This is a genomic window from Streptomyces violaceus, from assembly GCF_036014075.1.
GTDB lineage: Bacteria > Actinomycetota > Actinomycetes > Streptomycetales > Streptomycetaceae > Streptomyces > Streptomyces violaceus.
Map to the genome: position 1 here is coordinate 1,231,643 of NZ_CP107911.1, position 26,392 is coordinate 1,258,034.

Annotated in this window: 23 protein-coding genes; 8 read left to right on the forward strand and 15 right to left on the reverse strand. The window is 71.4% G+C overall.

Annotation, left to right across the window (positions count from 1 at the left end):
* Positions 1-61 precede the first annotated feature (61 nt).
* The 7 genes from OG542_RS05555 to OG542_RS05585 all read right to left on the reverse strand — a co-directional run bounded on the left by OG542_RS05555 (position 62) and on the right by OG542_RS05585 (position 7,111).
* Positions 62-850 carry an ABC transporter ATP-binding protein gene (locus OG542_RS05555; RefSeq protein WP_311128820.1) on the reverse strand — a complete coding sequence of 263 codons (789 nt, stop codon included), beginning with the start codon at positions 848-850 and terminating at the stop codon, positions 62-64.
* The gene (locus OG542_RS05560) at positions 843-1,772 is read right to left on the reverse strand and encodes an ABC transporter permease (protein ID WP_311128819.1); all 930 of its coding nucleotides are present in this window, start codon (positions 1,770-1,772) and stop codon (positions 843-845) included. The genes OG542_RS05555 and OG542_RS05560 overlap by 8 nt, the downstream gene beginning before the upstream one ends.
* 100 nt (positions 1,773-1,872) lie before the next feature.
* The gene (locus tag OG542_RS05565; protein ID WP_328417781.1) at positions 1,873-2,745 is read right to left on the reverse strand and encodes a glycosyltransferase family 2 protein; all 873 of its coding nucleotides are present in this window, start codon (positions 2,743-2,745) and stop codon (positions 1,873-1,875) included.
* A 5-nt stretch (positions 2,746-2,750) separates the two neighbouring features.
* Entirely contained in the window at positions 2,751-3,530 is a 780-nt protein-coding gene (locus OG542_RS05570) for a CDP-alcohol phosphatidyltransferase family protein (protein ID WP_328408721.1), read from the reverse strand.
* Positions 3,508-4,569, reverse strand: coding sequence for an iron-containing alcohol dehydrogenase family protein (locus OG542_RS05575; protein ID WP_261678253.1), 1,062 nt, complete (start codon positions 4,567-4,569; stop codon positions 3,508-3,510). Before OG542_RS05575 ends, OG542_RS05570 begins: the two co-directional genes overlap by 23 nt.
* A complete protein-coding gene (locus OG542_RS05580) occupies positions 4,557-5,309 on the reverse strand; it encodes a phosphocholine cytidylyltransferase family protein (protein ID WP_184588104.1) in 753 nt (250 codons plus the stop codon). Before OG542_RS05580 ends, OG542_RS05575 begins: the two co-directional genes overlap by 13 nt.
* Complete coding sequence (locus tag OG542_RS05585; protein WP_328408724.1) at positions 5,306-7,111, reverse strand: DUF5941 domain-containing protein; 1,806 nt, start codon at positions 7,109-7,111, stop codon at positions 5,306-5,308. Before OG542_RS05585 ends, OG542_RS05580 begins: the two co-directional genes overlap by 4 nt.
* A gap of 277 nt (positions 7,112-7,388) precedes the next feature.
* Here OG542_RS05585 and galE point away from each other — a divergent pair, with 277 nt between their 5' ends.
* The 3 genes from galE (at position 7,389) to idi (ending at position 10,333) form a co-directional block, all read left to right on the forward strand.
* Positions 7,389-8,360, forward strand: a complete 972-nt coding sequence (galE, locus tag OG542_RS05590) for a UDP-glucose 4-epimerase GalE (RefSeq protein WP_328408726.1) — start codon at positions 7,389-7,391, stop codon at positions 8,358-8,360.
* A gap of 144 nt (positions 8,361-8,504) precedes the next feature.
* Entirely contained in the window at positions 8,505-9,443 is a 939-nt protein-coding gene (locus OG542_RS05595; RefSeq protein WP_261678250.1) for a cation diffusion facilitator family transporter, read from the forward strand.
* Positions 9,444-9,739: 296 nt separating this feature from the next.
* The gene (gene idi / locus OG542_RS05600) at positions 9,740-10,333 is read left to right on the forward strand and encodes an isopentenyl-diphosphate Delta-isomerase (protein ID WP_311128815.1); all 594 of its coding nucleotides are present in this window, start codon (positions 9,740-9,742) and stop codon (positions 10,331-10,333) included.
* A gap of 55 nt (positions 10,334-10,388) precedes the next feature.
* Here idi and OG542_RS05605 read toward each other — a convergent pair whose 3' ends face one another.
* Positions 10,389-10,889 carry an ATP-binding protein gene (locus OG542_RS05605; RefSeq protein ID WP_184590140.1) on the reverse strand — a complete coding sequence of 167 codons (501 nt, stop codon included), beginning with the start codon at positions 10,887-10,889 and terminating at the stop codon, positions 10,389-10,391.
* 218 nt (positions 10,890-11,107) lie between these two features.
* On the opposite strand from OG542_RS05605, the gene OG542_RS05610 reads away from it, so the two are divergent.
* Positions 11,108-11,863 (forward strand): enoyl-CoA hydratase/isomerase family protein, encoded by a 756-nt coding sequence (locus tag OG542_RS05610; RefSeq protein WP_328408729.1) that lies wholly within the window; start codon positions 11,108-11,110, stop codon positions 11,861-11,863.
* Here OG542_RS05610 and OG542_RS05615 read toward each other — a convergent pair.
* On the reverse strand, positions 11,850-12,485 hold the full coding sequence (locus tag OG542_RS05615) for a DJ-1/PfpI family protein (protein WP_311128813.1): 636 nt from the start codon (positions 12,483-12,485) through the stop codon (positions 11,850-11,852). The two genes, OG542_RS05610 and OG542_RS05615, sit on opposite strands and share 14 nt — an antisense overlap.
* Before the next feature lie 27 nt (positions 12,486-12,512).
* A complete protein-coding gene (locus OG542_RS05620) occupies positions 12,513-13,472 on the reverse strand; it encodes a GlxA family transcriptional regulator (protein WP_328408731.1) in 960 nt (319 codons plus the stop codon).
* A gap of 114 nt (positions 13,473-13,586) precedes the next feature.
* Here OG542_RS05620 and OG542_RS05625 point away from each other — a divergent pair, with 114 nt between their 5' ends.
* From OG542_RS05625 to OG542_RS05635, 3 genes are all read left to right on the forward strand, one after another.
* Positions 13,587-14,456, forward strand: a complete 870-nt coding sequence (locus OG542_RS05625; protein WP_328408733.1) for an SCO6745 family protein — start codon at positions 13,587-13,589, stop codon at positions 14,454-14,456.
* Positions 14,457-14,573: 117 nt separating this feature from the next.
* Positions 14,574-14,705 (forward strand): LPFR motif small protein, encoded by a 132-nt coding sequence (locus OG542_RS05630; RefSeq protein WP_010042827.1) that lies wholly within the window; start codon positions 14,574-14,576, stop codon positions 14,703-14,705.
* Between the two features lie 100 nt (positions 14,706-14,805).
* Positions 14,806-17,199 carry a Tex family protein gene (locus tag OG542_RS05635; protein ID WP_311128810.1) on the forward strand — a complete coding sequence of 798 codons (2,394 nt, stop codon included), beginning with the start codon at positions 14,806-14,808 and terminating at the stop codon, positions 17,197-17,199.
* Between the two features lie 168 nt (positions 17,200-17,367).
* On the opposite strand, the gene OG542_RS05640 is transcribed toward OG542_RS05635, so the two are convergent.
* Together OG542_RS05640 and OG542_RS05645 are read right to left on the reverse strand one after the other, a co-directional pair.
* A complete protein-coding gene (locus tag OG542_RS05640; protein ID WP_328408735.1) occupies positions 17,368-19,008 on the reverse strand; it encodes an ABC-F family ATP-binding cassette domain-containing protein in 1,641 nt (546 codons plus the stop codon).
* 25 nt (positions 19,009-19,033) lie between these two features.
* Positions 19,034-20,056, reverse strand: a complete 1,023-nt coding sequence (locus tag OG542_RS05645; RefSeq protein WP_328408736.1) for an oxidoreductase — start codon at positions 20,054-20,056, stop codon at positions 19,034-19,036.
* Positions 20,057-20,122: 66 nt separating this feature from the next.
* Here OG542_RS05645 and OG542_RS05650 point away from each other — a divergent pair, with 66 nt between their 5' ends.
* Entirely contained in the window at positions 20,123-21,097 is a 975-nt protein-coding gene (locus OG542_RS05650; RefSeq protein ID WP_328408738.1) for an FAD-dependent oxidoreductase, read from the forward strand.
* A gap of 250 nt (positions 21,098-21,347) precedes the next feature.
* Here the strand turns inward: OG542_RS05650 and OG542_RS05655 are convergent, their stop codons facing one another.
* From OG542_RS05655 to OG542_RS05665, 3 genes are all read right to left on the reverse strand, one after another.
* Positions 21,348-23,072, reverse strand: a complete 1,725-nt coding sequence (locus tag OG542_RS05655) for a BCCT family transporter (protein ID WP_328408740.1) — start codon at positions 23,070-23,072, stop codon at positions 21,348-21,350.
* Positions 23,073-23,154: 82 nt separating this feature from the next.
* Positions 23,155-24,435 (reverse strand): M14 family metallopeptidase, encoded by a 1,281-nt coding sequence (locus OG542_RS05660; RefSeq protein WP_328408742.1) that lies wholly within the window; start codon positions 24,433-24,435, stop codon positions 23,155-23,157.
* On the reverse strand, positions 24,432-26,387 hold the full coding sequence (locus OG542_RS05665) for a Xaa-Pro dipeptidyl-peptidase (RefSeq protein WP_328408744.1): 1,956 nt from the start codon (positions 26,385-26,387) through the stop codon (positions 24,432-24,434). Before OG542_RS05665 ends, OG542_RS05660 begins: the two co-directional genes overlap by 4 nt.
* Between the last annotated feature and the right edge of the window lie 5 nt (positions 26,388-26,392).

The window sequence follows — 26,392 nt, forward strand, 5'->3', positions numbered from 1 at the left end:
TTTCCTTTGCAGACGCGGGGCCCCGCCGGAACAGTTGCGGCGGGGCCCTGGCCGATCCGGGCTACTTACCGGTGAACTTCTCGTACTCCTTGAGCACCTCGTCGGTCGGGCCGTCCATCCGCAGCTCGCCGCGCTCCAGCCACAGGACACGGTCGCAGGTGTCGCGGATCGACTTGTTGTTGTGGCTGACCAGAAACACGGTGCCGGCTTCCTTGCGCAGCTCCCGGATGCGGTCCTCGGAGCGCTTCTGGAACTTGCGGTCGCCGGTGGCCAGGGCCTCGTCGATCATCAGGACGTCGTGGTCCTTGGCCGCGGCGATGGAGAAGCGGAGCCGGGCCGCCATGCCGGAGGAGTAGGTCCGCATGGGCAGGGTGATGAAGTCGCCCTTCTCGTTGATGCCGGAGAAGTCGACGATCTGCTGGTAGCGGTCCTTGATCTCCTCGCGGGACATACCCATGGCGAGCCCGCCCAATATGACGTTCCGCTCGCCGGTGAGGTCGTTCATCAGGGCCGCGTTGACGCCGAGGAGCGAGGGCTGGCCGTCGGTGTAGACCTTGCCCTGCTCGGCGGGCAGCAGACCGGCGATGGCACGCAGCAGCGTCGACTTGCCGGAGCCGTTGGAGCCGATCAGGCCGATGGCCTCGCCGCGGTACGCCACGAAGGAGACTCCGCGTACGGCGTGCACCTTGCGCACGCCCCGCGCCGCGTCGTCGGAGCCCCGCTTCAGGATGCGGCTGAGGGCGGCGGTGGCGCTGCCTTTCCCGGACTTGGTGCCGTTGACGCGGTAGACGATGTGCAGGTCGTCCGCGACGACGGTGGGGATCCGCGCGTCCTGCTTCTGCTCAGCCACGGCCGTACCTCTCCTCCGCCTTCCAGAAGTACACGAAGCCGCCGAGGGCGAAGAGCACGGCCCAGCCGCCCGCGGCCGCCCACACGTGGTCGGGGAGGTACTCGGAGCCGTAGTCGTCGATGAGGGCGAAGCGCATCAGGTCCATGTAGATCGCTGCCGGGTTCCACTGCAGGACGTTCGCGATCCAGTCCGGCTTGTCCTCGAGGAAGATCGGGATGGAGAACATCACCCCGGACGCGTACATCCACGTCCGCATCACGAACGGCATCAGCTGCGCGAGGTCGGGGGTCTTGGAGCCCGCCCGGGCCATGATCAGCGCCAGGCCGGTGTTGAAGCAGAACTGCAGGACGAGCACCGGCACGATCAGCAGCCAGGACAGGTCGGGGTAGTGGCCGAAGCCGATCGTGATGGCGAACAGCACGATCATCGAGAACAGCAGCTGCTGGAGCTGCTGCAGCGCGAAGGAGATCGGCAGCGAGGCCCGCGGGAAGTGCAGGGCGCGGACCAGACCGAGGTTGCCGGAGATGGCGCGCACGCCCGCCATCACCGAGCTCTGCGTGAAGGTGAACACGAACACGCCCGTCACCAGGAACGGGATGTAGACCTCGCGGGACATGCCCCGGTCGGCCTCCAGGAGCAGGCCGAAGATGAAGAAGTACACGGCCGCGTTCAGCAGCGGCGTGGCCACCTGCCACAGCTGGCCGAGCTTGGCCTGGCTGTACTGGGCGGTCAGCTTCGCGCGGGAGAAGGCGAGGATGAAGTGCCGCCGGTCCCAGAGCTGACGGACGTACTCGATGAGGGACGGCCGGGCGCCGCTGACGCTGAGCCCGTGCTTTTCGGCGAGCTCCCTCGCCGTGAGTCCCTCGTCGGGCGCCGCGGACGCGCTCACCGCGACCGGGGCATCGTGCGTTGTCTCACTCACTAGTGGAAACTTTCGTCTTCGAGATGCGCGGCCTGTACGGGCCTGCATGAGCCGGGGGCCAGAGTACGGCCCCTCCCGGATACTCCCGGATACGAGCTTGTCAGATGACGGGGGGCCGGCCCAGTCGGGTCAGCCGCCACACCGTACGCCACTTCATGGGCCGGCGGGGTCCGCACGGGGTCGTCCAGCCTTCGCGGAATCCGCCGAACCAGGCCCGCAGGGCGGGGCGGGAGGGGCGGCGTACAAGGGTGAGCAGCAGCCACACGCCGAGATAGACCGGGACCAGCGGCGCGGGGAGGTTTCTGCGGGCCAGCCAGACGCGGTTGCGGGCGACCATGCGGTGGTAGACCGCGTGCCGCGAGGGAGCGGTCGTCGGGTGGTAAAGCACCATGTCGGACCGGTAGTCGATCATCCAGCCCGCGTCGAGGGCCCGCCATGCCAGGTCGGTTTCCTCGTGGGCGTAGAAGAACTCGTCCGGGAGTCCGCCGACATCGGCGAAGACCCGGGTGCGGACGGCGTTGGCTCCGCCGAGGAAGGTGGTGACGCGCGAGGAGCGCATCGGGTCGGCGGCGCGCAGCCGGGGCACGTGGCGGCGCTGGGTGATGCCGTTCTCCGGGTCGGCTATGCGAAAACTCACGATGCCGAGCTTCGGGTCGGCCTCGAAGGCCTTCCGGCACAGCGCGGCGGTGTCGTGGCTCGCGAGCAGCCCGTCGTCGTCCAGGAAGAGCAGGATGTCGACGTCCCGGCCGGCCGGGCCGAAGGCCTCGATGCCGACGTTGCGGCCGCCGGGGATGCCGAGGTTCTCGGGCAGCTCGATCGTGCGGACGCCCTCGGGGACGTCCGGGACGGGCGAGCCGTTGCCGACGACGACCACCTCGACCGGGTCGCCGTCCTGCTTGGCGACCGAGTCGAGGAGGGCGCGCAGTTCGTCGGGGCGGTTGCCCATGGTGATGATGACCGCGCCGACCTTCATGCCGCTCACTTCAGCCTGCTCGAAGCGAGGATGGACACGAGGTGCAGGAGGGTCTGCACCAGCGCGATACCGGCCAGCACCGCCACGCCGAGCCGGGAGAAGAACAGGTCGCCGCGGGCCTGGTCGACGATCGCCAGCACCAGGATCAGCAGGGACGCCTCGATGCCGAGGATCAGCCGGTGGAACCTCAGGGCGCCGACGGCCTTGCGGGCCAGCGCCATGCCGGAGGAGCGCATCTCGGAGGCGGTCTCCTGGACCGGCGGCTTCCCGGTCTGGTGCCGGGCGACGCCGACGAGGTCGGTCTCGGCCTTGATCAGGATGGCGCCGAGGGCGGCCAGGGTGCCGAGGAAGGCCCACAGCCAGTCGATCCGGCCGCTGCCCCACAGGTCGGCGGCGCGCAGGCCGAAGCCGACGAGGACCGCGGCGTCGGTGAGGTAGGCGCCCACCCGGTCGAGGTAGACGCCGTTGAGCGAGTACTGCTTCTTCCAGCGCGCGATCTCACCGTCGACGCAGTCCAGCAGGAGGTACATCTGGACCATGACGACGCCGAGCACCGCGCCCGCGATCCCCGGCACCAGCAGGGCCGGGGCCGCGAGCACACCGAAGACGGTCATCAGGTAGGTGAGCTGGTTGGGCGTGACCCTGGTGTTGACCAGGTAACGGTCGACCCGCAGGGACACCTCACGCATGTAGAGGCGTCCCATCCAGTGCTCACCGCTGCGCCGGTCCTTCACCCCCGCGGGGTGAACGACGGGGCGTAGTTCAGCTACCGATGGCCTTGACATAGTCGGCGTAGATGTCCTTGATCTGTTCGGTGTTCAGGTCGAGGTGTTCGAGGATGGTGTAGCGGCCGGGCCGGGTCTCCGGGGCGAACTCGACGGCCTTGACGAACTCGTCCGTCGTGAAGCCGATCTCGTCCGGCAGCACGGGCAGCCCGTGCCGGCGCAGTACCTCGGCCATGTACGCCGATTCCTCGTGGGCTCCGCGCAGCCACATCGCGAAGGCCGCGCCCAGTCCGCACTGCTCGCCGTGGGCGGCGGCCCGCTTCGGGTAGAGCAGGTCGAAGGCGTGGTTGATCTCGTGGCACGCCCCGGAGGACGGCCGTGAGTCGCCCGACACCGACATGGCGATGCCGCTGAGGACCAGCGCCTCGGCGAGCACCTGGAGGAAGTCGTTGTCACCGATGCCGCCGGGATGCCGGAGCACGGCCTCGCCGGCCTGCCGGGCCATGGCCGCGGCGAGGCCGTCGATGCGCTCGCCCTTGACACGGTTGGCCAGCTCCCAGTCGGCGATCGCCGAGATGTTGGAGACGGCGTCGCCGATGCCGGCGCGGACGAAACGGACCGGGGCCTCACGGATGACGTCCAGGTCGATGACGACCGCGATCGGGTTCGGCACGCCGTACGAGCCGCGGCCCGCGTCGTTGTCGAGGGTGGCGACCGGCGAGCACAGGCCGTCGTGCGCGAGGTTCGTCGGGACGGCGACCAGCGGCAGGCCGACGCGCGCCGCGGCGAACTTGGCGCAGTCGATGATCTTGCCGCCGCCGAGGCCGACGACCGCGTCGAAGTGGCCGGCCTTTATGTCGCTCGCCAGCCGGACCGCGTCGTCGAGGGTGCCGCCGCCGACCTCGTACCAGGTGGCGCCGGGCATGCTCGGCGAGATGCGCTCGCGCAGCTTGGCGCCGGAGCCGCCGCTGACCGCGACGGCGAGGCGGCCGGAGTGCGAGATGCGCTCGTCGGCGAGGACACAGGCCAGGTCGTCGAGGGCACCCGGGCGGATGTCCACGACGAGCGGGGAGGGGATGAGCCGGGTCAGTACTGGCACGCGATCTCCCGTCCACGGGCGAGATCGTCGTGGTTGTCGATCTCCACCCACTTGACGTCGCCGATCGGCGCCACGTCGATACGGAAGCCGCGGTTCACCAGCTCCTGGTAGCCGTGCTCGTAGAACTGCTGCGGGTCGGTCTCCCACACGGTCTTGAGCGCGTCGGCCAGCTCGGGGGCCGCGTCGCCCTCGATGAGGGTGACGCCGATGTACTCGCCGGTGGCCTCGGCGGGGTCCATCAGCTTGGTGATCTTCGTCATGCCCTTCTCGGGGTCGACGACGACCTTCATCTCCTCGTCGGCCAGGTCCTTGACCGTGTCCAGGGCGAGGATGATCTTCTTGCCGTCGCCGCGGGCGGCGAGCAGCGTCTTCTCGACGGAGACCGGGTGGACGGTGTCGCCGTTGGCGAGGATCACCCCGTCCTTGAGGGCGTCACGCCCGCACCACAGGGAGTAGGCGTTGTTCCACTCCTCGGCCTTGTCGTTGTCGATGAGGGTGAGCTTGACGCCGTACTTCCGCTCCAGCGCTTCCTTGCGCGCGTACACGGCCTCCTTGCGGTAGCCGACGATGATGCCGACCTCGGTGAGGCCGACCTCGGCGAAGTTGGCGAGGGTCAGGTCGAGAACCGTCGGTTCGCCCTCTATGCCCGCAGGACCCACCGGCACCAGAGCCTTGGGAAGGCTGTCGGTGTAGGGGCGCAGACGCCGTCCGGCGCCGGCCGCCAGCACGAGGCCGATCATGCGGGTTCTCCTTCATCGTGTACGGCGGGTGCCCCTGCGGACACCCAGAAGCGGATGCTCTCGACGAGCACCACCAGGGCCACGGCCACGGCCAGAGCCGTGAGCGCGACCGTGAACTGCGAGGCGGTGAGCAGCGCGGCGAGGACGGTGACGAGCAGCGTCCGTCCTTCGTGCCCCCCGATGGAACGCACCAGCCAGGCCGGGGGCGCTCCGGCGTTTCCGCGGATGCGGTACACCGTGTCGTAGTGATGGTAGGCGACCGCGGCCACCAGCCCGAAAGCCGCAGGAAGGGCTCCGTTCACGTCCGCCCTGGCCGCGAGGACGAGGACCGTGCCGTACTCGGCGGCGCGCAGGAACGGGGGGACCAGCCAGTCGAGGGCGCCCTTGAGGGGGCGGGCGACGGCAAGGCCCGAGGTCAGGACGTAGACGACGGCCGCGACGATCACCCACGGTGCGCCGAAGCCGGTCAGGGCGCCCGTGAGGACGACGGCGAGGCCTCCGAGGAGGGCGACGACGGGGGCCGTGAAGCCCGGCAGCCCGCGGGCGGGCTTCTTGAGCGCCTCGGCGAAGCCCTGGGCGAGCGGTCCGCTGTCCGCGAGGTCGGCCAGCGCCCCGGCCGCCCGGTCGGTCCGCCGGGCCTTGCGGGTCAGGGAGCGCAGCACCCGGCCCGCCGTGGTGTACGTCGCCGCGAAGGCGCAGCCGATGAGCAGCGCGTAGAAGGTGATACGGGGAGTCGTGGCCGCCGTCAGGACCGCGATCATCGCCCAGCGCTCACCGATGGGCAGGACGATCATGCGGCGCACCCAGACCGTCCAGCCGACGCTGTCGAGCTTGTCGGAGAGGGCGGCGGTGGGACTGGTGTTGGCGGTGGCGTCGTGGTTGGCCTCGTTGAAGGAGAAGTCCACGACGTGCCGGCAGGTCTGCAGGACCATGGCGCCGAGGGCGAGGCCCCATACGTCGTCACCGCCGCGGGCGGCGCCGAGCGCGAGACCGGCGTAGTAGGCGTACTCCTTGGCCCGGTCGAAGGTGGCGTCCAGCCAGGCGCCGAGCGTGGAGTACTGAAGGGAGTAGCGGGCGAGCTGGCCGTCGGTGCAGTCCAGGACGAAGGACGCGATCAGCAGGACGCCGGCCGCCACGAAGCCGCCGCGGGTGCCGGTGGCCGCGCAGGCCGCCGCTATGAGGGCGGTGATGAGCGAGGCGGTGGTGACCTGGTTCGGGGTCAGGCCGCGGCGGGCGCACCAGCGGGCGATGTAGCGGGAGTAGGGGCTGATGCAGTAGGTGGTGAAGAAGCCGTCGCGGGACTTCACGGCCGACTTCAGACGTACGGCCTCGTCGTCGACCTCCGTCAGGGCCTGTCGTGCCTCGTTGCGGGCCTGCGGGTCCGCGGGGACGGTGGCGACGAGGCTGCCCAGCTCGGGGCGGTGCACCTCGGTGCCGTCGGTGTCCAGGGCGGTGAGGATGCGGTCGGCGAGGCTGTCGACCAGGGTGGTTCCGCCGCCCGCGGAGTTCTCGCGGGCCATCGCCCGGGTGAGGGCCTGGCGGCCGGCGGGCTGGGCGGTGACGGCGCCGGGGATCGCGGCGAGCGGGAAGCGGGGGTCGGTGAGGCCGAGCCGCAGCGCGTGCACGTGCCCCACGAACCGGGCGTCGACCAGGGCGACCCGCTCCTCGCCCGGCACCGCGGCGAGCAGGGTCTCGGCCTCGGCGGTGTCGGCCGCGCTCCGCACGGCGAAACCGAGGGAGCGCAGATCGGCCTCGATCGACGAGCCGGGGACCGGCTGACCGGTGAGGATGGCGGTCGACAACCGAATTCACTCCCTGGTACCGACGCGTCCGCGCCAGTGCTGTGCTGGGTGGGGGCGCCCGCTCCGGTGGCTCCCGGGCGGCATGTCGGCAGAGGCTATCGGATACCGGGAAGGCCACGTTCACCGCCTGTTCGGCAGATCGATCAACGTGGTTCGCACAAGCCTTTGCCGCGATCATCATCGTGGATTCGGGGCCCGCCCCACAAACCGCGCCTCCCAGACCGGACATCGAGGACATTGCGTGGGTCCCGGCCGTGGCGGCATAGGGTGAGCGACCATGACTTGGCTGATCACAGGCGGGGCCGGCTACATCGGGGCACATGTGGCGCGGGCCATGACCGAGGCCGGGGAGCGCGTCCTCGCGCTGGACGACCTCTCGGCCGGCGTGCCCGCGCGGCTTCCTGGCGACGTCCCGCTCGTGGAGGGGTCGTCGCTCGACGGTGAGCTGCTGAAACGGGTGTTCGCCGAGCACGGTGTGACGGGTGTGGTGCATCTCGCGGCGCGCAAGCAGGTCGCCGAGTCCGTCGCCCAGCCGACGCGGTACTACCGGGAGAACGTCGGGGGCCTGGCGACCCTGCTGGACGCGGTCGCCGGAGCCGGTATCGAGCGCTTCGTGTTCTCCTCGTCGGCGGCCGTGTACGGCGACCCGGGTGTGGACCTCATCACGGAGGACACGCCCTGCGCGCCGGTGAACCCGTACGGCGAGACGAAGCTCACCGGTGAGTGGCTGGTGCGGGCGGCGGGCCGGGCACACGGGATCTCCACCGTATGTCTGCGCTACTTCAACGTGGCGGGCGCGGCAGCGCCGGAGCTGGCGGACACGGGTGTCTTCAACATCGTCCCGATGGTCTTCGACCGGCTGACGCGCGATGAGGCGCCGAGGATCTTCGGCGACGACTACCCGACGCCGGACGGCACCTGCGTCCGTGACTACATTCACGTCGCCGACCTGGCCGAGGCCCATCTCGCGGCGGCCCGGCGGCTCGCCGACGGGGACGTCACGGGCGATCTGACGGTCAACATCGGCCGCGGCGAGGGCGTCTCGGTGCGCGAACTCATCACGGTCATCGGCGAGGTCACCGGCGACCGGCGGCCACCGCTCGTCGAGGAGCGCCGCCCCGGGGACGCCCCGCGGGCGGTGGCCTCGGCGGCCCGGGCGGCCGAGGAGCTCGGCTGGACCGCGCGGCGCGGGGTGCGCGAGATGGCCGAGTCGGCCTGGCGCGGCTGGCTGCTGCACCACGGCTCCTGACGCACTGAGGGCCCTGACCTGCGTATCGTTTGCGCAGGTCAGGGCACATGACAACGGTGTTCAGTGCCGCGTTGCACATACCCCCTCCCCGTAGTTCACTGGGGTGCCCGGGCACGATCGGACGGACACAGGAGGCGGCTTTTCATGGGGGCTGGACACGATCACGGGCACGCACACGGGGCGCCGGCCGGAGGTACGGCGACCTCGGCGTACCGCGGCAGACTGCGGATCGCGCTGGCGATCACACTCGGCATCGTGGTGGTCCAGATCGTCGGCGGGCTGCTCGCGGACTCGCTCGCGCTCGTCGCGGACTCGGCGCACATGGCGACGGACGCGCTGGGCCTGGGCATGGCGCTGCTCGCGATCCACTTCGCGAACCGCCCGCCCAGCGACCGGGCCACGTTCGGCTACGCACGCGCCGAGATCCTCGCCGCCCTGGCCAACTGTCTGCTGCTGTTCGGGGTCGGCGGGTACGTCGTGTACGAGTCGGTCCAGCGCTTCATCACACCGGCGGACACCGAGGGCGGGCTCACCGTCGTGTTCGGTGTGATCGGCCTGGTCGCGAACATGGTGTCGCTGGCGCTGCTGATGCGTGGCCAGAAGGAGAGCCTGAACGTGCGCGGCGCGTTCCTGGAGGTGGCGGCGGACGCGCTGGGCTCCGTCACGGTGATCGTCGCCGCCACAGTGATCATGCTCACCGGCTGGCAGGCCGCCGACCCGATCGCCTCGCTCGTCATCGCCCTGATGATCGCGCCGCGCACCTGGAAGCTGCTGCGCGAGACGCTCGACGTCCTGCTGGAGGCAGCGCCCAAGGGCGTCGACATGGCGGAGGTACGGGCCCACATCCTGGCGACCCACGGGGTGGAGGACGTCCACGACCTGCACGCCTGGACGATCACCTCGGGCATGCCGGTGCTCTCGGCACACGTGGTCGTCAGCTCGGAGGCCCTGAGCGCGATCGGCCACGAGAAGATGCTGCACGAGTTGCAGGGCTGCCTCGGTGACCACTTCGACGTGGAGCACTGCACCTTCCAGCTGGAGCCGACCGGGCACGCGGAGCACGAGGCGCATCTCTGCCACTGACGCGGTGGCTCATGAGGTGCCTGAGGCTGGTGGGGCGCATTCCGATGTGAGTGCGCCGGGGGACGCAGCCCTCGGCGCACGTCTGCGCCCCGCTGCCCCTCGCCGCACCGGCAGGGACGATTTTCGGCCCACCACGCCGGGCACGATCAGCTACTGGGTCCCTCTTCCGGCGTCCGAGCGCCGCCGTCCGCTCTCTGCGCGCCATCGCGCGGGACATGCGGGCGGGCCGCGAAGTGCCGGGAGTGCCGGATTCGTACGGCAGACTTGGGGCGCGAAGACCGATGTGAAGGATGGGTATGCCGATCACACCTGCCACCGCGACGCACAACCCGTCGAACGGCACCGCAGACGCGATTTTGCTGGAGCTGGTCGACGAGGACGGCGTCACGATCGGCACCGCGGAGAAGCTCGCCGCCCACCAGCCGCCCGGACAACTGCACCGCGCGTTCTCCGTGTTCCTCTTCGACGAGTACGGCCGGCTGCTGCTCCAGCAGCGCGCGCTGGGCAAGTACCACTCCCCCGGTGTGTGGTCCAACACCTGCTGCGGCCACCCCTACCCCGGCGAGGCTCCCTTCGCGGCGGCGGCGCGGCGGACCTTCGAGGAACTCGGCGCCTCCCCCTCCCTGCTGGCCGAGGCGGGCACGGTCCGCTACAACCACCCGGACCCGGAGTCCGGGCTGGTGGAGCAGGAGTACAACCACCTCTTCGTCGGCATGGTGCAGGCCGTGCTGCGGCCGGATCCGGAGGAGGTGGCGTCGACGGCGTTCGTGACCCCGCCCGAGCTGGCGGAGCGGCACGCCAAGGACACCTTCTCGTCCTGGTTCATGACCGTCCTGGACGCGGCCCGGCCGGCGGTCAGGGAGCTGACGGGCACGTCGGCCGGCTGGTGACGAAGGCCGTGACGGCGGGGGCCACGGCTGGCGACGACGGCCCTGGCGGCAGAACCTAAGAGAAGTGTGCGGGCTTGAGCGGCAGGGCGGCCCAGATCACCTTGCCGCCACTCGCGGTGTATTCGACCTCACACCTGCCGCCCGCCTCCCGGGTGACCTCGCGCACCAGGAGCAGTCCGCGGCCCCCGGTCCGGCCGTGGTCGGTCTCCAGGGCGGTGGGCCGGTACGGGTGGTTGTCCTCCACGGAGACGCGCAGCCACTCCGCCCCGACGGCAACTTCGACCGCGACCGTCGGCGACAGCACCGCCGCGTGCTTCACGGCGTTCGTCACCAGCTCGGAGACGATCAGCAGCAGCCCCTGGGCCAGGTCGTCCGAGACCGGCACGCCCTGACGCAGCAGCAGGTCCCGTACGGCGTGCCGCGCCTGCGGGACGGAGGCGTCGACCGCCGGCGCGGTGAACCGCCAGACCCCCTCGTACGGCAGCGGATCCGCGGGCCCGAGAGGCACCGCGCCGCCCTGTGGACGTGGGCCGGACCCACGCCCCTCGTCGTCCATCGTCCGGTCGCCACCCTCGCGCTCGATTGTCGCCACATCTCGAGTGTTGGTAATGATGCGCTCCGCACCCCAGGGCTGAACAGAAGTCAGCAAGTATCGAGCGCTTCTGACCATTGGCGTATGACACGGTCAGTTGTGGGACTGGTCCTGTCCCTGTTGTGCCATCTCGGCGAACTATTCGGGTTGTACGGGTTTGCCTTGCGGATAGCATCCGGCGCATGGAGCCGCAGCTGCTGTACAGCGTGACCCACTCGGTCGCGACGGTCGTCATCCGCCATCCGGCCAAGCGCAACGCCATGACGGCCGCGATGTGGCGCTCGCTGCCGCCGCTGCTGGAGGGGTTGGCCGGCGATCCGGCCGTGCGGGCGCTGGTGCTCACCGGCGAGGGCGGGACGTTCTGCGCCGGGGCCGACATCTCGACGCTCCGGGGCTCGCCGGAGGAGGCGCAGGGGCTTGCCGTGCGGGCCGAGGAAGCGCTCGCCGCGTTTCCGAAGCCGACGCTGGCCGCGGTGCGCGGGCACTGTGTGGGCGGCGGGGCCCAGCTGGCGGCGGCCTGTGATCTGCGGTTCGCCGAGGAGGGCGCGCTGTTCGGTGTGACGCCCGCGAAGCTCGGCATCGTGTACCCGGCGTCCTCGACCAGGCGGCTGGTGTCCCTGGTGGGGCCGGCCACCGCCAAGTACCTGCTGTTCTCCGGTGAGCTGATCGACACGGAGCGGGCGCTGCGCACCGGTCTGGCCGACGAGGTGCTGCCCGTGGGCGAACTCGGCGAGCGGGTCGCCGAGTTCACCCGGATCCTGGTGTCCCGTTCGCAGCTGACGCAGGCGGCGGCGAAGGAGTTCGCGAACGGCGGTACGGACCGGGACGCGCACTGGGCGGGCCAGGCGCGCGCGAGCGGCGACACCGCGGAGGGCGTCGCCGCGTTCCTGGAGCGCAGGCAGCCGCGATTCGGCTGGAGTACGCCTACGTCAGGATGATGCCGGCGTGCGACCGGAGCAGTTCGACGACGCGCGCGGGCGCCTTCCCGGGTGATCCGGCGTCGTAGGGCGGCTGCGGGTCGTATTCCATGGCGAGCTGGACGATCTGGGCGTGTTCATCCCCCGCGATCCGGCCGAGGAGGGTCAGCCCCATGTCGATGCCGGAGGAGACGCCGGCCGCGGTGACGTACTTTCCGTCGGTGACGACCCGTTCCCCCGTGGGCTCGGCGCCGAAGCTCTTCAGCTCCTCCAGGGCCAGCCAGTGGGAGGTCGCGCGGCGGCCCCGGAGGAGTCCGGCGGCGGCGAGCAGCAGGGAGCCGGTGCACACGGACGTCGTCCAGGTGCTGCCGGCATCTGCGGCGCGCAGCCAGCCGAGCAGGGGTCCGTTTGCCGCCAGCGGGAGCGGGCCGGGGCTGCCGGGGACCACGATGATGTCGGGGTTCGGTACCTCGGCCAGGGTCCGGTCGGCGACGAGCGCGAGGTTGCCCGTGTCGTTCCGTAAGGGGCCGGTCTCCTCGGCGACGAACACGGTCTCCGCGCCCGGGAGCCGGCCGAGGGTCTCGTACGGGCCCACGGCATCGAGGGCGGTGAAGCGGTCGTAGAGGACGATGGCGATCTGCATGGGGCCCTTTCCGTCGGTTGATGGGGATCAAGGCGTGGTCGCGGGGCGGAAGCGGCGGCGGTATTCGGCCGGGGGCGTTCCGAGGGACTTGACGAAGGCGCGGCGCATGGCCTCGGGGGTGCCGTAGCCGCTGGTGCGGGAGATCTCCTCGATGCCGTCGGCGGTGTCCTCCAGGAGGCGGCGGGCGTGTTCGAGGCGGACCCGGTCCACGTACCGGCCGGGCGTCATGCCGGTCTCGGCCCGGAAGGCGCGGGCGAAGTGGCGGGGCGAGAGGCGGGCGCGGTCGGCGAGAGCCTCGACGCAGAGGTCGGCGTCCGGGCGTTCGGTGATGAACCGCTGGACGTCCCGGAGGGGCTCGCGGTGTGCGGTCTGGGCGGCGAGCTGGGCGCTGAATTGGGCCTGGTTCCCCGGCCTGCGCAGGAAGACCACCAAGTGGCGGGCGATGGTGAGGGCGGCGTCCCGGCCCAGGTCCTCCTCGACCAGGGCCAGGGCGAGGTCGATGCCGGCGGTGACACCGGCCGAGGTGGCGATGTGTCCGTCGCGGACGTAGACGGGGTCGGGGTCGATCTCGACGGCCGGGTGGTCGCGGGCGAGCCGGTCGCAGTACGCCCAGTGGCTCGTGACACGGCGGCCGTCCAGGAGGCCGGCCTCGGCGAGCACGGCCGCGCCGGTGCACACGGAGACCAGACGCCCGGCGCGCGGCCCGTGCTCGCGCACCCAGTCGACCAGACGCGGGTCGGGCCGCAGACTTCCCGTTCCGCCCGGGACGAGAAGGATGTCCGGGTCGGGTGTGGCGGTCAGGGGCCCGTCGGGTACGAGGGTCAGGCCGCTCGTGGTCCGCACGGGCGCGCCGTCCAGGGAGGCCGTGCGGATCCGGTACGCGCCCGGGGAGAGCACATCCGCGCCCGCGAAGACCTCCACGGGCCCCGTGACGTCGAGACTCTGCACGCCGTCGAAGAGGACGGCGAGAACGGTTCGCTGGGCCATGCCGTCGATTCTTCGCGAGCCGGGAGCATGGCCGCAATGACCTCCTCCCCACCTTTCCTGCCATGGGAAGTGCGGCCATGGAGGCCATACCAAGCGGTTGGTAACCTGCCGGGCATGACGACTGCCGCCCTTGAGCCGCTCGCCGGCCGCCGCTGCCAGAACGTGCTCAACTCCCTGCACGCGACGCACTACTTCTCGCCGGATCTGGGACGGGAAGTGGGTGCTGCCGGGATCACCCATCCCCACGCCGTGAACTTCGCCGTGCGGGCCGCCGCACTGGGACCGGTCGGGCCCGGTGCGGTGACGGCGGCCTTCTACAACTACAAGTACGAGCTCGTGGCCCGGCACGTGCCGGCGGTGTGGGAGAGCGCCACACCCGGCCAGGTGCTGACGGCACGCGCGCGTGCGGTCGACGCGACCCTGCGTCGCCTGCTGGGCGAAGAGGCCCTGGCGTCGGCGGAGATGGCCGAGGCCGCGCGGCTCGCGCTGCGCGCCACCGAGGCCTGTTCGCGCGGCGCGAGGCCGCTGTACGCCGCCCATGCCGATCTGCCCGTCCCCGAGGAGCCGCACCTCGCGTACTGGCACGCGGCGACCCTGCTGCGCGAGCACCGGGGCGACGGGCACCTGGCCGCCCTGATGTCCGCGGGGCTGGACGGCCTCGAGGCGATGGTGACCCACACGGCGACGGGCAAGGGCATGGCACCGAAGTGGGTGTTCACCACCCGGGGCTGGAACCAGGAGGACTGGGACGCGGCGACGGACCGGCTGCGTGAGCGCGGGCTGCTGGACGAGGCCGGAGAGCTCTCCGAGCGGGGTGTCGCCCTGCGCGAGGAGATCGAGCGGGAGACGGACCGGCTCGACAGGGCCCCGTACGAGCACCTGGGCCCGGAAGGCGTGGCCCGGCTGACTGGGCTCGGTGCCGGTTTCGCGAAGGCCGCGCTCGTGGCCGGGGCCTTCCCGGCGGATCTGATCGGCAAGGGCTGAGCCTGCCCCCGCGGCCGTGCCCCCGCACGTGTGTTCTGCTGTGATGCATGGTGAGGCGTGGGTGAGGTACCCGGCCTCTCCCGACCGGTGCGGTCGGGAGAGGAAAGGGGAATCGCTGTGTTCCGTGCTATCGCAGACGTGCTGCGCCAGATCGGCGGCGCCATCGCCACCGTCGTGACCCTGCCCTTCCGGGCCCTGGCCCGGCTCTTCGGCGGGGCCTCGTCCTCCACCCGCAGCCGCAGGGTCTGATCGGGGGCCACCGGCGACCTGCCGGGCCGCCCTGGACCCCGAGTGTCGGTGCCACCTGCCACAATTGCCGCGCAACCCCAGTGGAGAAGGCGGTACGGGAGTGACGACACCCGGGTCCCTCGAAGTAGGGTCCATCGAAGGCAGGATCGCCGAGGAACTCGGCGTACGGGAGCGGCAGGTCAGGGCCGCCGTGGAACTGCTCGACGGCGGTTCTACGGTGCCCTTCATCGCCCGCTACCGCAAGGAAGCGACCGAGATGCTCGACGATGCGCAGCTGCGCACGCTCGAGGAGCGGCTGCGCTATCTGCGGGAGCTGGAGGAGCGGCGGGCGGCGATCCTGGAGTCGGTGCGCGAGCAGGGCAAGCTCACCGAGGAGCTGGAGGCGCGGATCCGGGGCGCCGAGACCAAGGCGCGCCTGGAGGACATCTACCTCCCGTACAAGCCCAAGCGGCGCACCAAGGCGCAGATCGCCCGCGAGGCGGGTCTCGAGCCGCTGGCGGAGGGGCTGCTCGGCGATCCGGGCGTCGAGCCCCTCGCCGCGGCCGCAGCGTTCGTCGACGCCGACAAGGGCGTGGCCGATCCGCAGGCCGCCCTCGACGGCGCCCGGGCGATCCTCACCGAGCGGTTCTCGGAGGACGCCGACCTGATCGGCGAGCTGCGCGAGCGCATGTGGGTGCGCGGGCGGCTGGCCGCCAAGGTGCGGGACGGCAAGGAGGAGGCGGGAGCGAAGTTCGCCGACTACTTCGACTTCGCCGAGCCGTTCACCGAGCTCCCCTCGCACCGCGTTCTGGCCATGCTGCGCGGCGAGAAGGAGGACGTCCTCGAACTGGCCCTGGAGCCCGAGGAGGCCACGGACGGCCCGTCGTCCTACGAGGGGATCGTCGCGAACCGGTTCGGGATCTCCGACCGGGGCCGCCCCGGGGACAAGTGGCTGAAGGACACGGTCCGCTGGGCGTGGCGCACCCGCATCCTCGTGCACCTCGGCATCGACCTGCGACTGCGGCTGCGCACGGCCGCCGAGGACGAGGCGGTGCGGGTCTTCGCGGCGAACCTGCGCGACCTGCTGCTCGCGGCCCCGGCGGGCACGCGCGCGACGCTCGGCCTGGACCCCGGCTTCCGTACGGGTGTGAAGGTCGCCGTGGTGGACGCCACCGGCAAGGTCGTCGCCACGGACGTCATCCACCCGCACGTCCCGGCCAACCGGTGGGACGAGGCCGTCGCCAAGCTGGCCCGGCTGGCGAAGGAGCACGCGGTCGAGCTGGTCGCCATCGGCAACGGCACGGCGTCCCGCGAGACCGACAAGCTCGCCGGGGAGCTGATCACCAAGCATCCGGAGCTGAAGCTCACGAAGGTGATGGTGTCCGAGGCCGGCGCGTCCGTGTACTCGGCGTCCGCCTTCGCCTCGCAGGAGCTTCCCGACATGGACGTGTCGCTGCGCGGCGCCGTGTCGATCGCGCGCCGGCTGCAGGACCCGCTGGCCGAGCTGGTGAAGATCGACCCGAAGTCGATCGGCGTCGGCCAGTACCAGCACGACCTGTCCGAGCTGAAGCTCTCGCGTTCGCTGGACGCGGTGGTGGAGGACTGTGTGAACGGCGTGGGCGTGGACGTCAACACGGCCTCGGCCCCGCTGCTCGCCCGGGTCTCGGGCATCACCTCCGGGCTCGCGGAGAACATCGTGGCGCACCGGGACGCCAACGGGCCGTTCACGTCCCGGGGCGGACTGAAGAAGGTGGCGCGGCTCGGCCCCAAGGCGTACGAGCAGTGTGCGGGCTTCCTGCGGATCCGCGGCGGTGACGACCCGCTGGACGCGTCCAGCGTGCACCCGGAGGCTTATCCGGTCGTGCGGCGCATGGTCAAGACCAGCGGCCAGGAGGTCGCCGCGCTCATCGGCAACACCGGTGCGCTGCGCTCGCTCAAGCCTCAGGACTTCGTGGACGAGACGTTCGGTCTGCCGACCGTCACCGACATCCTGAAGGAACTGGAGAAGCCGGGCCGCGACCCGCGTCCGGGCTTCAAGACGGCCGCCTTCCAGGAGGGCGTGGAGAAGATCTCCGACCTGTCGGCCGGGATGGTCCTGGAGGGCGTCGTGACGAACGTCGCCGCCTTCGGGGCGTTCGTCGACGTCGGTGTGCACCAGGACGGCCTGGTGCACGTCTCCGCGATGTCGAAGACGTTCGTCAAGGACCCGCGGGACGTGGTGAAGCCCGGGGACATCGTCAAGGTGAAGGTCCTCGACGTCGACATTCCGCGCAAGCGGATCTCGCTGACGCTGCGGCTGGACGACGAGGCGGCCCCGCAGGGCCAGGGCGGCGACTCCGGCGAGCGCCGGCAGCGTGGCGGGCGTCCGCCGCAGCAGCGGCAGGGCGGCCGTGGCGGTGGCGGCGGCGGTGGCCGTGGCGGTGGTTCGCGTCAGGCGCCGCCGCCCGCCAACAGCGCGATGGCCGACGCGTTGCGCCGCGCGGGCTTGGCCGACCCGAAGAACGGCCGTCGCTGACGGCTTCGCCGGGGGGTCGTGGGGAGCTGTGGGGCCGTTGTGGCCGGTCGCGCCCGCGCGGCGGAGCCGCAGATCGAAACGGTCCCGCGCCCCTGGAAAGAGGCGCTTCGCGCCCTTTCCTCACCAGCACCATGCCGGTGTTCCGGCACAGGCTGGTCTGACGGTCCGTCAGCGCTCGGTCACCTTGCCGTCCGCGACCTCCAGGCGGCGCGTCACATGGACGGCGTCCAGCATGCGGCGGTCGTGCGTGACCAGCAGGAGCGTGCCCTCGTAGGCGTCGAGGGCCGACTCCAGCTGCTCGATGGCGGGCAGGTCGAGGTGGTTGGTCGGCTCGTCGAGGACGAGGAGGTTGACGCCCCGGCCCTGGAGCAGCGCCAGGGCGGCTCTCGTGCGCTCGCCCGGGGAGAGGGTCGCCGCGGGGCGCAAAACGTGCTCCGACTTGAGGCCGAACTTGGCCAGGAGGGTGCGGATCTCCGCCGGCTCGGTGTCCGGGACGGCCGCGCGGAAGGCCTCGAGCAGGGGCTCCTGGCCGTGGAACAGCTTGCGGGCCTGGTCGACCTCGCCGAGCAGGACGCCCGAGCCGAGCGCGGCGTGCCCGGCGTCGAGCGGGACGCGGCCGAGCAGGGCGGCGAGCAGCGTGGACTTGCCGGCGCCGTTCGCGCCGGTCACCGCCACCCGGTCCGCCCAGTCGATCTGGAGGGACACCGGGCCGAGGACGAAGCCGCCGCGGCGCACCTCGGCGTCCCGCAGCGTCGCGACGACGGCGCCCGAGCGCGGAGCCGACGCGATCTCCATCCGCAGTTCCCACTCCTTGCGCGGCTCCTCGACGACGTCCAGCCGCTCGATCATGCGCTGGGTCTGCCGGGCCTTCGCGGCCTGCTTCTCGCTGGCCTCGCTGCGGAACTTGCGGCCGATCTTGTCGTTGTCGTTGCCCGCCTTGCGGCGCGCGTTCTTCACGCCCTTGTCCATCCAGGACCGCTGCGTCTGGGCGCGATCCTGGAGGGCCGCCTTCTTGTCGGCGTACTCCTCGAACTCGTCGCGGGCGTGCCGGCGAGCCACGTCCCGCTCCTCGAGGTAGGCCTCGTAGCCGCCGCCGTAGAGGTTGATCTGCCCCTGGGCGAGGTCGAGTTCGAGGACCTTGGTGACGGTGCGGGCTAGGAACTCGCGGTCGTGGCTGACGACCACCGTGCCGGCGCGCAGGCCTCTCACGAAGCGTTCGAGGCGTTCCAGGCCGTCCAGGTCGAGGTCGTTGGTCGGCTCGTCGAGGAGGAAGACGTCGTAGCGGGAGAGCAGCAGGGAGGCGAGGCCGGCGCGGGCCGCCTGGCCGCCGGACAGGGACGTCATCGGCTGGTCCAGGTCGATCGCGAGGCCCAGTGAGTCGGCGACCTCCTCGGCGCGTTCGTCGAGGTCGGCGCCGCCGAGGCCGAGCCAGCGCTCCAGGCTCGTGGCGTAGGCGTCGTCGGCGCCGGGGGCCGCGTCGACCAGGGCCTGGGTCGCCTCGTCCATGGTCCGCTGGGCCTCGGCGACGCCGGTGCGGCGGGCCAGGAACGCCCGTACGGTCTCGCCGGGACGGCGGTCCGGCTCCTGCGGGAGGTGGCCGACGGTGGCGGTCGGCGGGGACAGGCGCAGTTCGCCCTGCTCGGGCGCGGTGAGTCCGGCGAGCATCCTGAGCAGGGTGGACTTGCCGGCGCCGTTGGCTCCGACCAGGCCGATCACATCGCCGGGCGCGACGACGAGGTCGAGCCCGGTGAACAGGGAGCGGTCGCCGTGGCCGGCGGCGAGGTTCTTGGCGACGAGGGTGGCAGTCATCAGGTCGCTGATTTTAATGCGCCGCTCAGTGGGTCACTGCCGCCACCAGGACACTTCCGGAGGTGCGCGCCACGACGTAGGACCGTCCCCTCACCGCCCCGGCGTCGAGGGCGATGTGGTGACGGCCGGGTTCGAGGACGCCGTCGAAGATCTCGTGGGTGTGGGTGCGGGAGAGCCGGTCGAGGCGGTACGCGGTGAGGGTGACCCGGCAGGCGGAGGTGACCTCGATATCCGCCCCGCCGTCGGTGGCGGTCAGGCCGGTGAGACGGCGCTGTGCCACCGGGCCGCGGTCCAGGGCGTGTTCGATCTGGGCGACGAGGAGGGGGACGATCGGGGCGAGGCCGTCGACGTAGGCGACGGGGACCTGGGCCTGCTCGAAGGCGCGGCGGACGGCGGCACGTTCCCGCTCGCCGGTCGCGCGGCCGAAGGCGACGGCGCCGTAGCCGCGCAGTTCGTCGGCGGGCACACCGTCGGCGTCGTGGGCGATGTCGGCGCCGACGCCGATGGTGCGCAACGCCGCGGCCAGCTTGGCGAGGACGGCGACGCGGGCGCCGATCAGCAGGACGCGGCGCCGGGTGTCCGGCGCGGAGCCGTGCAGCAGGGCGCTCAGGGCCGTCCGGTACTCGGCGCCGCGGAAGCGGAACGGGCCGATGCCGTGGTAGCCGTTGAGGTCGAGGTCGGCGTGTTCGTCGGTCTGCCAGGCGAAGTCCCGCCAGATGAAGTCCTCGCCGTCGCGCCGGATGACCGCGGTGACGGCTCCGCAGGCCAGGTCCTCGCACTCGGGGCAGCCGTAGACGACGTAGCGGCCGCCGGGCAGGGGGGCCGGGCTCTCCAGGAGCAGGCTGCGGACCTGCGCGGTGAAGATGGCGGGCGGGATGTCGGAGGCGAGCGGGGAGACCGCGTCGAGGTCGGAGAGCCGGAACAGCAGCGGGCGTCCGTCGACGATGAAGTCCACGAAGTCCCGGTGGACCTGGTAACCACCGTCGTGGAGAACTCCGCCGGCCCGCATCGCGGGTGCCAGGCCGAAGGTCGCGTATTCGGCACACATGCTGTGAGTATCCCCATACTGCGCGTGATGTGAGCACGGCATGACAGATTCCGCTACGGTCCCGGCATGGCGAGCGAGCGAAGTGGCGAGATCGTGGTGGTCGGTGGCGGGGTCGTCGGGCTGACGACCGCGGTGGTGCTGGCCGAACGCGGGCGTCAGGTGCGGGTGTGGACGCGGGACGCCGTCGAGGCGACCACCTCAGCGGTCGCGGGGGCGCTGTGGTGGCCTTACCGGATCGAGCCGGTCGCGCTCGCGCGTGAGTGGGCGTTGCGGTCACTGGAGATGTACGAGGAGCTGGCTGCGCGGCCCGAAGCAGCCGGCGTACGCATGGTCGAAGGGGTGCTGGGCGAGACCCGCCTCGACGAGGTCGACGGGTGGCTGGCGGGGCGAGTGCCGGAGCTTCGGGCGGCCACGGCCGGGGAGTACGCGGGGACGGGCGTCCACGCACGGCTGCCCCTGATCGACATGCCGGCTCATCTTCCGTGGCTGCGGCAGCGGTTCGTGGCGGCGGGCGGGGTGGTCGAGGCTCGTACGGTGTCCTCGTTCGCGGAGGCCGACGCGCCGGTCGTGGTCAACTGCACGGGTCTGGCCGCGCGGGAGCTGGTGCCGGATCCGTCCGTGCGGTCCGTGCGCGGGCAGTTGGTGGTCGTGGAGAACCCCGGGATCGACACGTGGCTCGTCACCACCGACGCGGCCGGGGAGTACGCGTACCTGTTTCCGCAGCCGGGCGGGCTCGTTCTCGGCGGTACGGCGGAGGAGGACGCGTGGTCGCCTGAGCCGGATCCCGCGACGGCCGAGGCGATCGTCCGCCGCTGCGCGGCACTGCGGCCTGAGATCACCGGCGCACGTGTCCTGGAACACCGGGTCGGACTGCGTCCCACCCGCCCCGCGGTCCGCCTGGACCGCGAGACCCTGCCGGACGGCCGGCTCCTGGTGCACAACTACGGCCACGGCGGCGCGGGGGTCACGGTGGCATGGGGGTGCGCGCAGGAGGCGGCGCGGCTGGTGGGCGACGGAGGCGGCGGGTCGCCGCGCGACTGACTGCCCCCAGCCGGGGCGAGGGGCGGACGCCGCCGGGCGCAGGCAGCCGGGCCGCTCGGCCCGAAGCACCCCGGCCCAGCCGTAGCCGCCGGGGCCGCGCGTGCCGGCAAGGGCCCCGGTGCCGCGGAGCTCGAAGCACCCCGGCCGAGAACGCCCAGGCCGCCAAAGCCGGATGCCCCCGGCCGAAGGCATCGGAGCTGTCGGGCTCCGACGCCCCGGTCGGGGGCATCCGGCAGGGCGGTCGCTCGGGTCAGTGCTTGCCGATGGGGTCGCCCTCGACGTCCGGACCGACGCCCGGCCCGACGCGGAACTCGAAGTCGCCGTCGTACTTCGTGTGGCCTGCCATGACGGCCATTTCGACGGCCTCGGAACCCATCTGCTCACGCACGATCACCGGGTCACGGCGCAAGTCGCGCATGAGGGCGACGCACATGAAGGTCATCACGACGACGAACGGCGCCGCCGCGAGGATGGTGAGGTTCTGCAGACCTGTCAGCGCGTCGCCCGAGCCGCTGCCGACGAGCAGCATGATCGCGGCCACCGCACCGGTGACGACGCCCCAGAACACCACGACCAGACGGCCCGGTTCGAGCGCGCCCTTCTGCGAGAGCGTGCCCATGACGATCGACGCCGCGTCGGCACCCGAGACGAAGAAGATGCCGACGAGGACCATCACCAGCAGGCTGGTGGCGGTGGCGATGGGGAACTGCTGCAGCACGTCGAAGAGCTGGCCCTCGGGGGTCGCCTCCTTGCCGAGCTTGCCCTCCTCCTGCATCTTCATCGCCGAGCCGCCGAAGATCGCGAACCAGATCAGGCTGACCGTGCTGGGCACGAGGATGACGCCGCCGACGAACTGCCGGATGGTCCGGCCCCGGCTGATCCGGGCGATGAACATGCCGACGAACGGCGTCCAGGAGATCCACCACGCCCAGTAGAAGACGGTCCAGCTGCCCAGCCAGTCCGCGACGCCCTCTCCGCCGCTGGCCTCCGTACGGCCGGCCAGCTGGGGCAGATCGCCGAGGTAGGCGAAGACGGACGTCGGCAGCAGGTCGAGGACGATGATGGTCGGGCCCGCCACGAACACGAACAGGGTGAGGATCAGCGCCAGCACCATGTTGGTGTTGGACAGCCACTGGATGCCCTTCTCCACACCGGAGATCGCGGAAGCGACGAAGGCCAGGGTCAGCACCGCGATGATCGTGACGAGCAGCCCGGTGCTCACCTTGTCCATCCACTTCAGCTCCTGCACACCGGAGCCGATCTGGAGGGCGCCGAGCCCCAGCGAGGCGGCGGAGCCGAAGATGGTCGCGACGATCGCGAGGATGTCGATGACCCGGCCGGCGGCGCCGTTCGCGTGCTTCTTGCCGATGAGCGGGGTGAAGACGGCGCTGATGGTCTGGCGGCGCCGCCTGCGGAAGGTGCTGTAGGCGATGGCGAGGCCCACCACGGCGTAGATCGCCCAGGGATGGAGCGTCCAGTGGAACAGGGTGGTGGCCATGGCCGTCTCCATGCGTTCACCGGAGTCGGCCGGGTCGGTGCCCGGCGGGGGCGTCGAGTAGTGCGACAGCGGCTCGCTCACGCCGTAGAACATCAGGCCGATGCCCATGCCCGCGCTGAACATCATCGCGACCCAGGACACCGTGCGGAACTCGGGCTCTTCACCCTCCGCACCGAGGCGGATACGGCCGTAACGGCTGATCGCGAGCCAGAGGGCGAACACGACGAAGCCGGAGGCGGCGAGCATGAACGCCCAGCCGCCGTTGTGCATCAGCCCGCTGAGCATGCTGGTGGAGACGGATTCGAGCGAGTCGGTCGCCGTGGCACCCCAGATCACGAAGGCGAGCGTGAGCGCCGCCGTGACACCGAAGACGATCCGGTCGGTCTGGGGCGTCTCCTGACCGGGGAGGCCCGCTTCCGATCCCGGCAGCGCGCCTCCCTTATGGGGGTCGTTCTCGCTTGGTCGGTCGTGTGTCACAGGCGGCACCTTTCATTGAAACGTAGGAGGAACGTAAGTCCTCCGTAACGCCCCTACCACGTGTGGCGCAAATTCATCCTCCTCAACATTGCGTTTCGGACTCGGCTGCCGTGAGGTGGTACGTGGCTCGTTCGTCGAGCAGCAGCGGGACGAGTGCCCGCAGGGGCTGGCGCAGGGGTACGAGCACGCCCTCGGCGTCCCGTCGTACGCGCACACCGTGCAGCGCGAGTTCGTCGCCGACCTCGGCGAACTGCGCGGCGGTGAGCCGGTAGCCGCAGGGCGGGTTCTGGATCACCTCGGCGGGTTCGGGTGTGTCGTTGTCGGCGCCGCCGACGTAGACCGGGCCGGTGGCGAGGTAGCCGGCGAGCCGGGCCTTGGCCGTCGTCGCCTCGATGCGGCCCCGGCGCTGATCGGTGTACCCGAACAGGCCCTTGAGCGCGTCCAGTTGGGAGGTGACCCGGCGCCGGTTGTTCAGCGCCTCGTCCGCCTTCTCCGCTTCGGTGAGCGGGTCCACACGGCTCTCGATGAGCAGTCCCACCGAATGCTTTACACCGGACATATTGCGCAAAATGCGCTCCTGCCCGTCTCCGGCAACCTGTTTGACCGGTTCGCCGGTTTCGGGGTCGGTCCAGATGCCGTACGTGCCGGTCGAGTGGCCGGCGCGCTGCGCCGCGGGGCGGACGTACGCCTCGGAGAGGGTCTTCGCCTCGTCGTGGACCGCGTCGTGGGTGTTGAGGTTGCGCGGCCACAGATCGAAGAGGGCTTTGTCATAGTACGGGGGTGTTGCGCCGTATTCATGCAGATCGTAGATGATGTCGGGGCGTTGGTCGCGGATGAGCGCGGCCAGGGCGCGGCCCTCGGCGGTCTGGAGGGCGAGGTGGTCGCGGTTGATGTCGACGCCGTCGCTGTTGCCGCGCGTGTCGGCGGCCCGGCCGTCGGGGTTGGCGGTGGGCACGACGAGGACCGTGGTGCGGTCCAGGAAACGCCGCGTGCGGCTGTCGCGGGCGTACGCCAGGTCGCGGACGGTGGTCAGGCAGGCTTCGCGGCCGGAGGGTTCGTCGCCGTGCTGGCTGCACACCAGGAGCACCTTGTTCGGGCTCGGGCTGGTGCCGATCCGGACGAGCTGGAGCGGTCGGTCCTGCTTGGTCGTACCGAAGCGGGTCATGGAGACCCGGCTGCTCGACCGGTCGACGGCCCTGAGGAAGTCCTGCTCCTCGGGCTGGGTGGTCCACCGGGCACCGTCGGTCCGCTCGAAGCCGGTGCGTGGCGGGGAGTCGGTGGCCGTGGCCGCCTGGGCGGGGACGGCGACCAGGGATGCGGCGAGGGCGGCGGCTGTCAGGATCAGGGCGCGGACGCGGTTCACTGGGTTCCCTCCGGGACGCGGTGGGTGGTGCGCGGTTCCCGTACGCCGTCCAGGAGCGCGGCGACGGGCGGGGTGAGCGCGGCACCCGCGGTGGCGCGGGCGAAGGCGGCGGGTCCGCCGACGAACGGCACGTCGGCCGAGGTGCGGGACAGGTCCAGCGCCAGCTTCGGCGTGTCGGCGGGAGGGTCGATGAGGCCCTTGTCGGTGCCCGCGACGATCAGCGCCAAGCGGTGGCCCTTCGGGACGACGTGGTCGGTCGCCGCCAGGTCGAGGGTGATCGTGTACCGCTTGCCCGGGGTGAGCGGGGAACCCTTGCCGTCCGAGGCGTGGTTGCCGAGATCGGCCCAGCCGCGGCTGACGACCGTGTAGTCGACGTCGGCGGTCTTCGCCTTCGCCTCCTTGAAGCAGGAGCTGTCGCCGGCGGTGCTCGCGCCCCAGCAGGTGCGGTTCGTGAGGGTGGTGATGCCCTCGCCGGCGTCGGCGTAGTCGCGGATGGTGTCGGGGCCGACGTCCACGAGGACGGCGGAGAGGTGGGCCGTCGGGGTGGAGGGCGTCGCGGTGACGGTGACCTCGGAGGAGCCGGACAGGCGCAGGTCACGGGTGAGCGGCCCGGTGACGAAACCGGCCTTCTCCGGTGTCGACTTGTCGATCTGGGCGGCCCAGTCGGTCTCGCTCAGCTTCGGGTCGTCGGTGAAGGTCTCGGTGCCGTGGCCCCGGTCCAGGCCGAGGGTGCCGACGCCGGCCTGGGTGCCCCGGTCGGGACGCAGGGTGGTGGCCCGGGTGCCGGTCGGCGGCCAGACCTTGGAGGTGCTCCACTGGTCGGGACGGCGTTCGATGTCGGCCATGGGCTCGCGGTCGATGCCGTTGTCGTAGCCCATGAGTTCGTGGTCGAACCAGCGGTGCAGGGTGTCGACCCAGGTGGCGCGACGGAAGTCGAAGGGGTCGACGTGGCCGGTCTGCGAGAGCCAGATCTTGCGCTCGACGCCGTGCTTCGCGAGGGCGTCCCACCACTGGCCGACGTGCTTCATGCGCACGTTGAGGTCCTGCATGCCGTGGACCAGGAAGACGCTGGCTTTGACCTTCTTCGCGGCTTTGACGTAGTCGCGCTCGGTCCACAGCGGGGTCCAGTCGCCGGTGCGCGGGGCCCCGTCGACGAGCTTCTGCTGCACGGCGCCGCACTTCTCGCGGGCGTCGGGGCTGTTGACGTAGTCGGACAGCCACTCGGGGCCGGAGTCGTAGAGCGGGGCGCCCTGCTGGAAGTAGTAGTCGTACCAGGAGGAGATGGCGCTGATCGGGACGATGGTCTTCAGGCCCTTGACGCCGGTGGCGGCGACGCCGTTGGCGATGGTGCCGTCCCAGCTCTTGCCGATCATGCCGGTGCGGCCGTTGGTCCAGGCGGCCTTGGCGCGGGTGGTGCCGGTGCGGGTCGTATAGGCCTTGGCGCGGCCGTTCAGCCAGTCGACGACGGCCTTCGCGGACTGGATGTCGGAGCGGCCGCCGACATCGTCGCAGCCGTCGGAGCGGTTGGTTCCGGCCAGGTCGACGCCGACGAAGGCGTAGCCGCGGGGCACGAAGTAGTTGTCGTAGTACAGCGGCATCTGGACGACGTCGCCGTTCGCGTCGTACGTCTTGCGCTGGCTCTCGTTGCCACGCCCGCAGCAGGAGTAGTACGGGCTGGCGTCCATGATGACGGGGATCCTGCGGCCCTGCCGGGCGGGTTCGCGGGGGCGGACGATGTCGACGGCGACCCGGTCGGCCTTGCCGTCGCCGTCGCCGTCGAGTCCGGTGTCCACCCAGACGGCCTCGTGGATGGCCTTCTCGTACGAGTAGACGGGTTCGCTCCCGCGCGGGGCGGCCTGGGCCGCGGCCGGGGTGAGCAGTGTGGCCAAGAGGGCGGCCGTGGCCGCCGTCGCGAGCGGTCTCCAGGTCGTGAAGCGCGTGCGTTTCGGCATGCGCC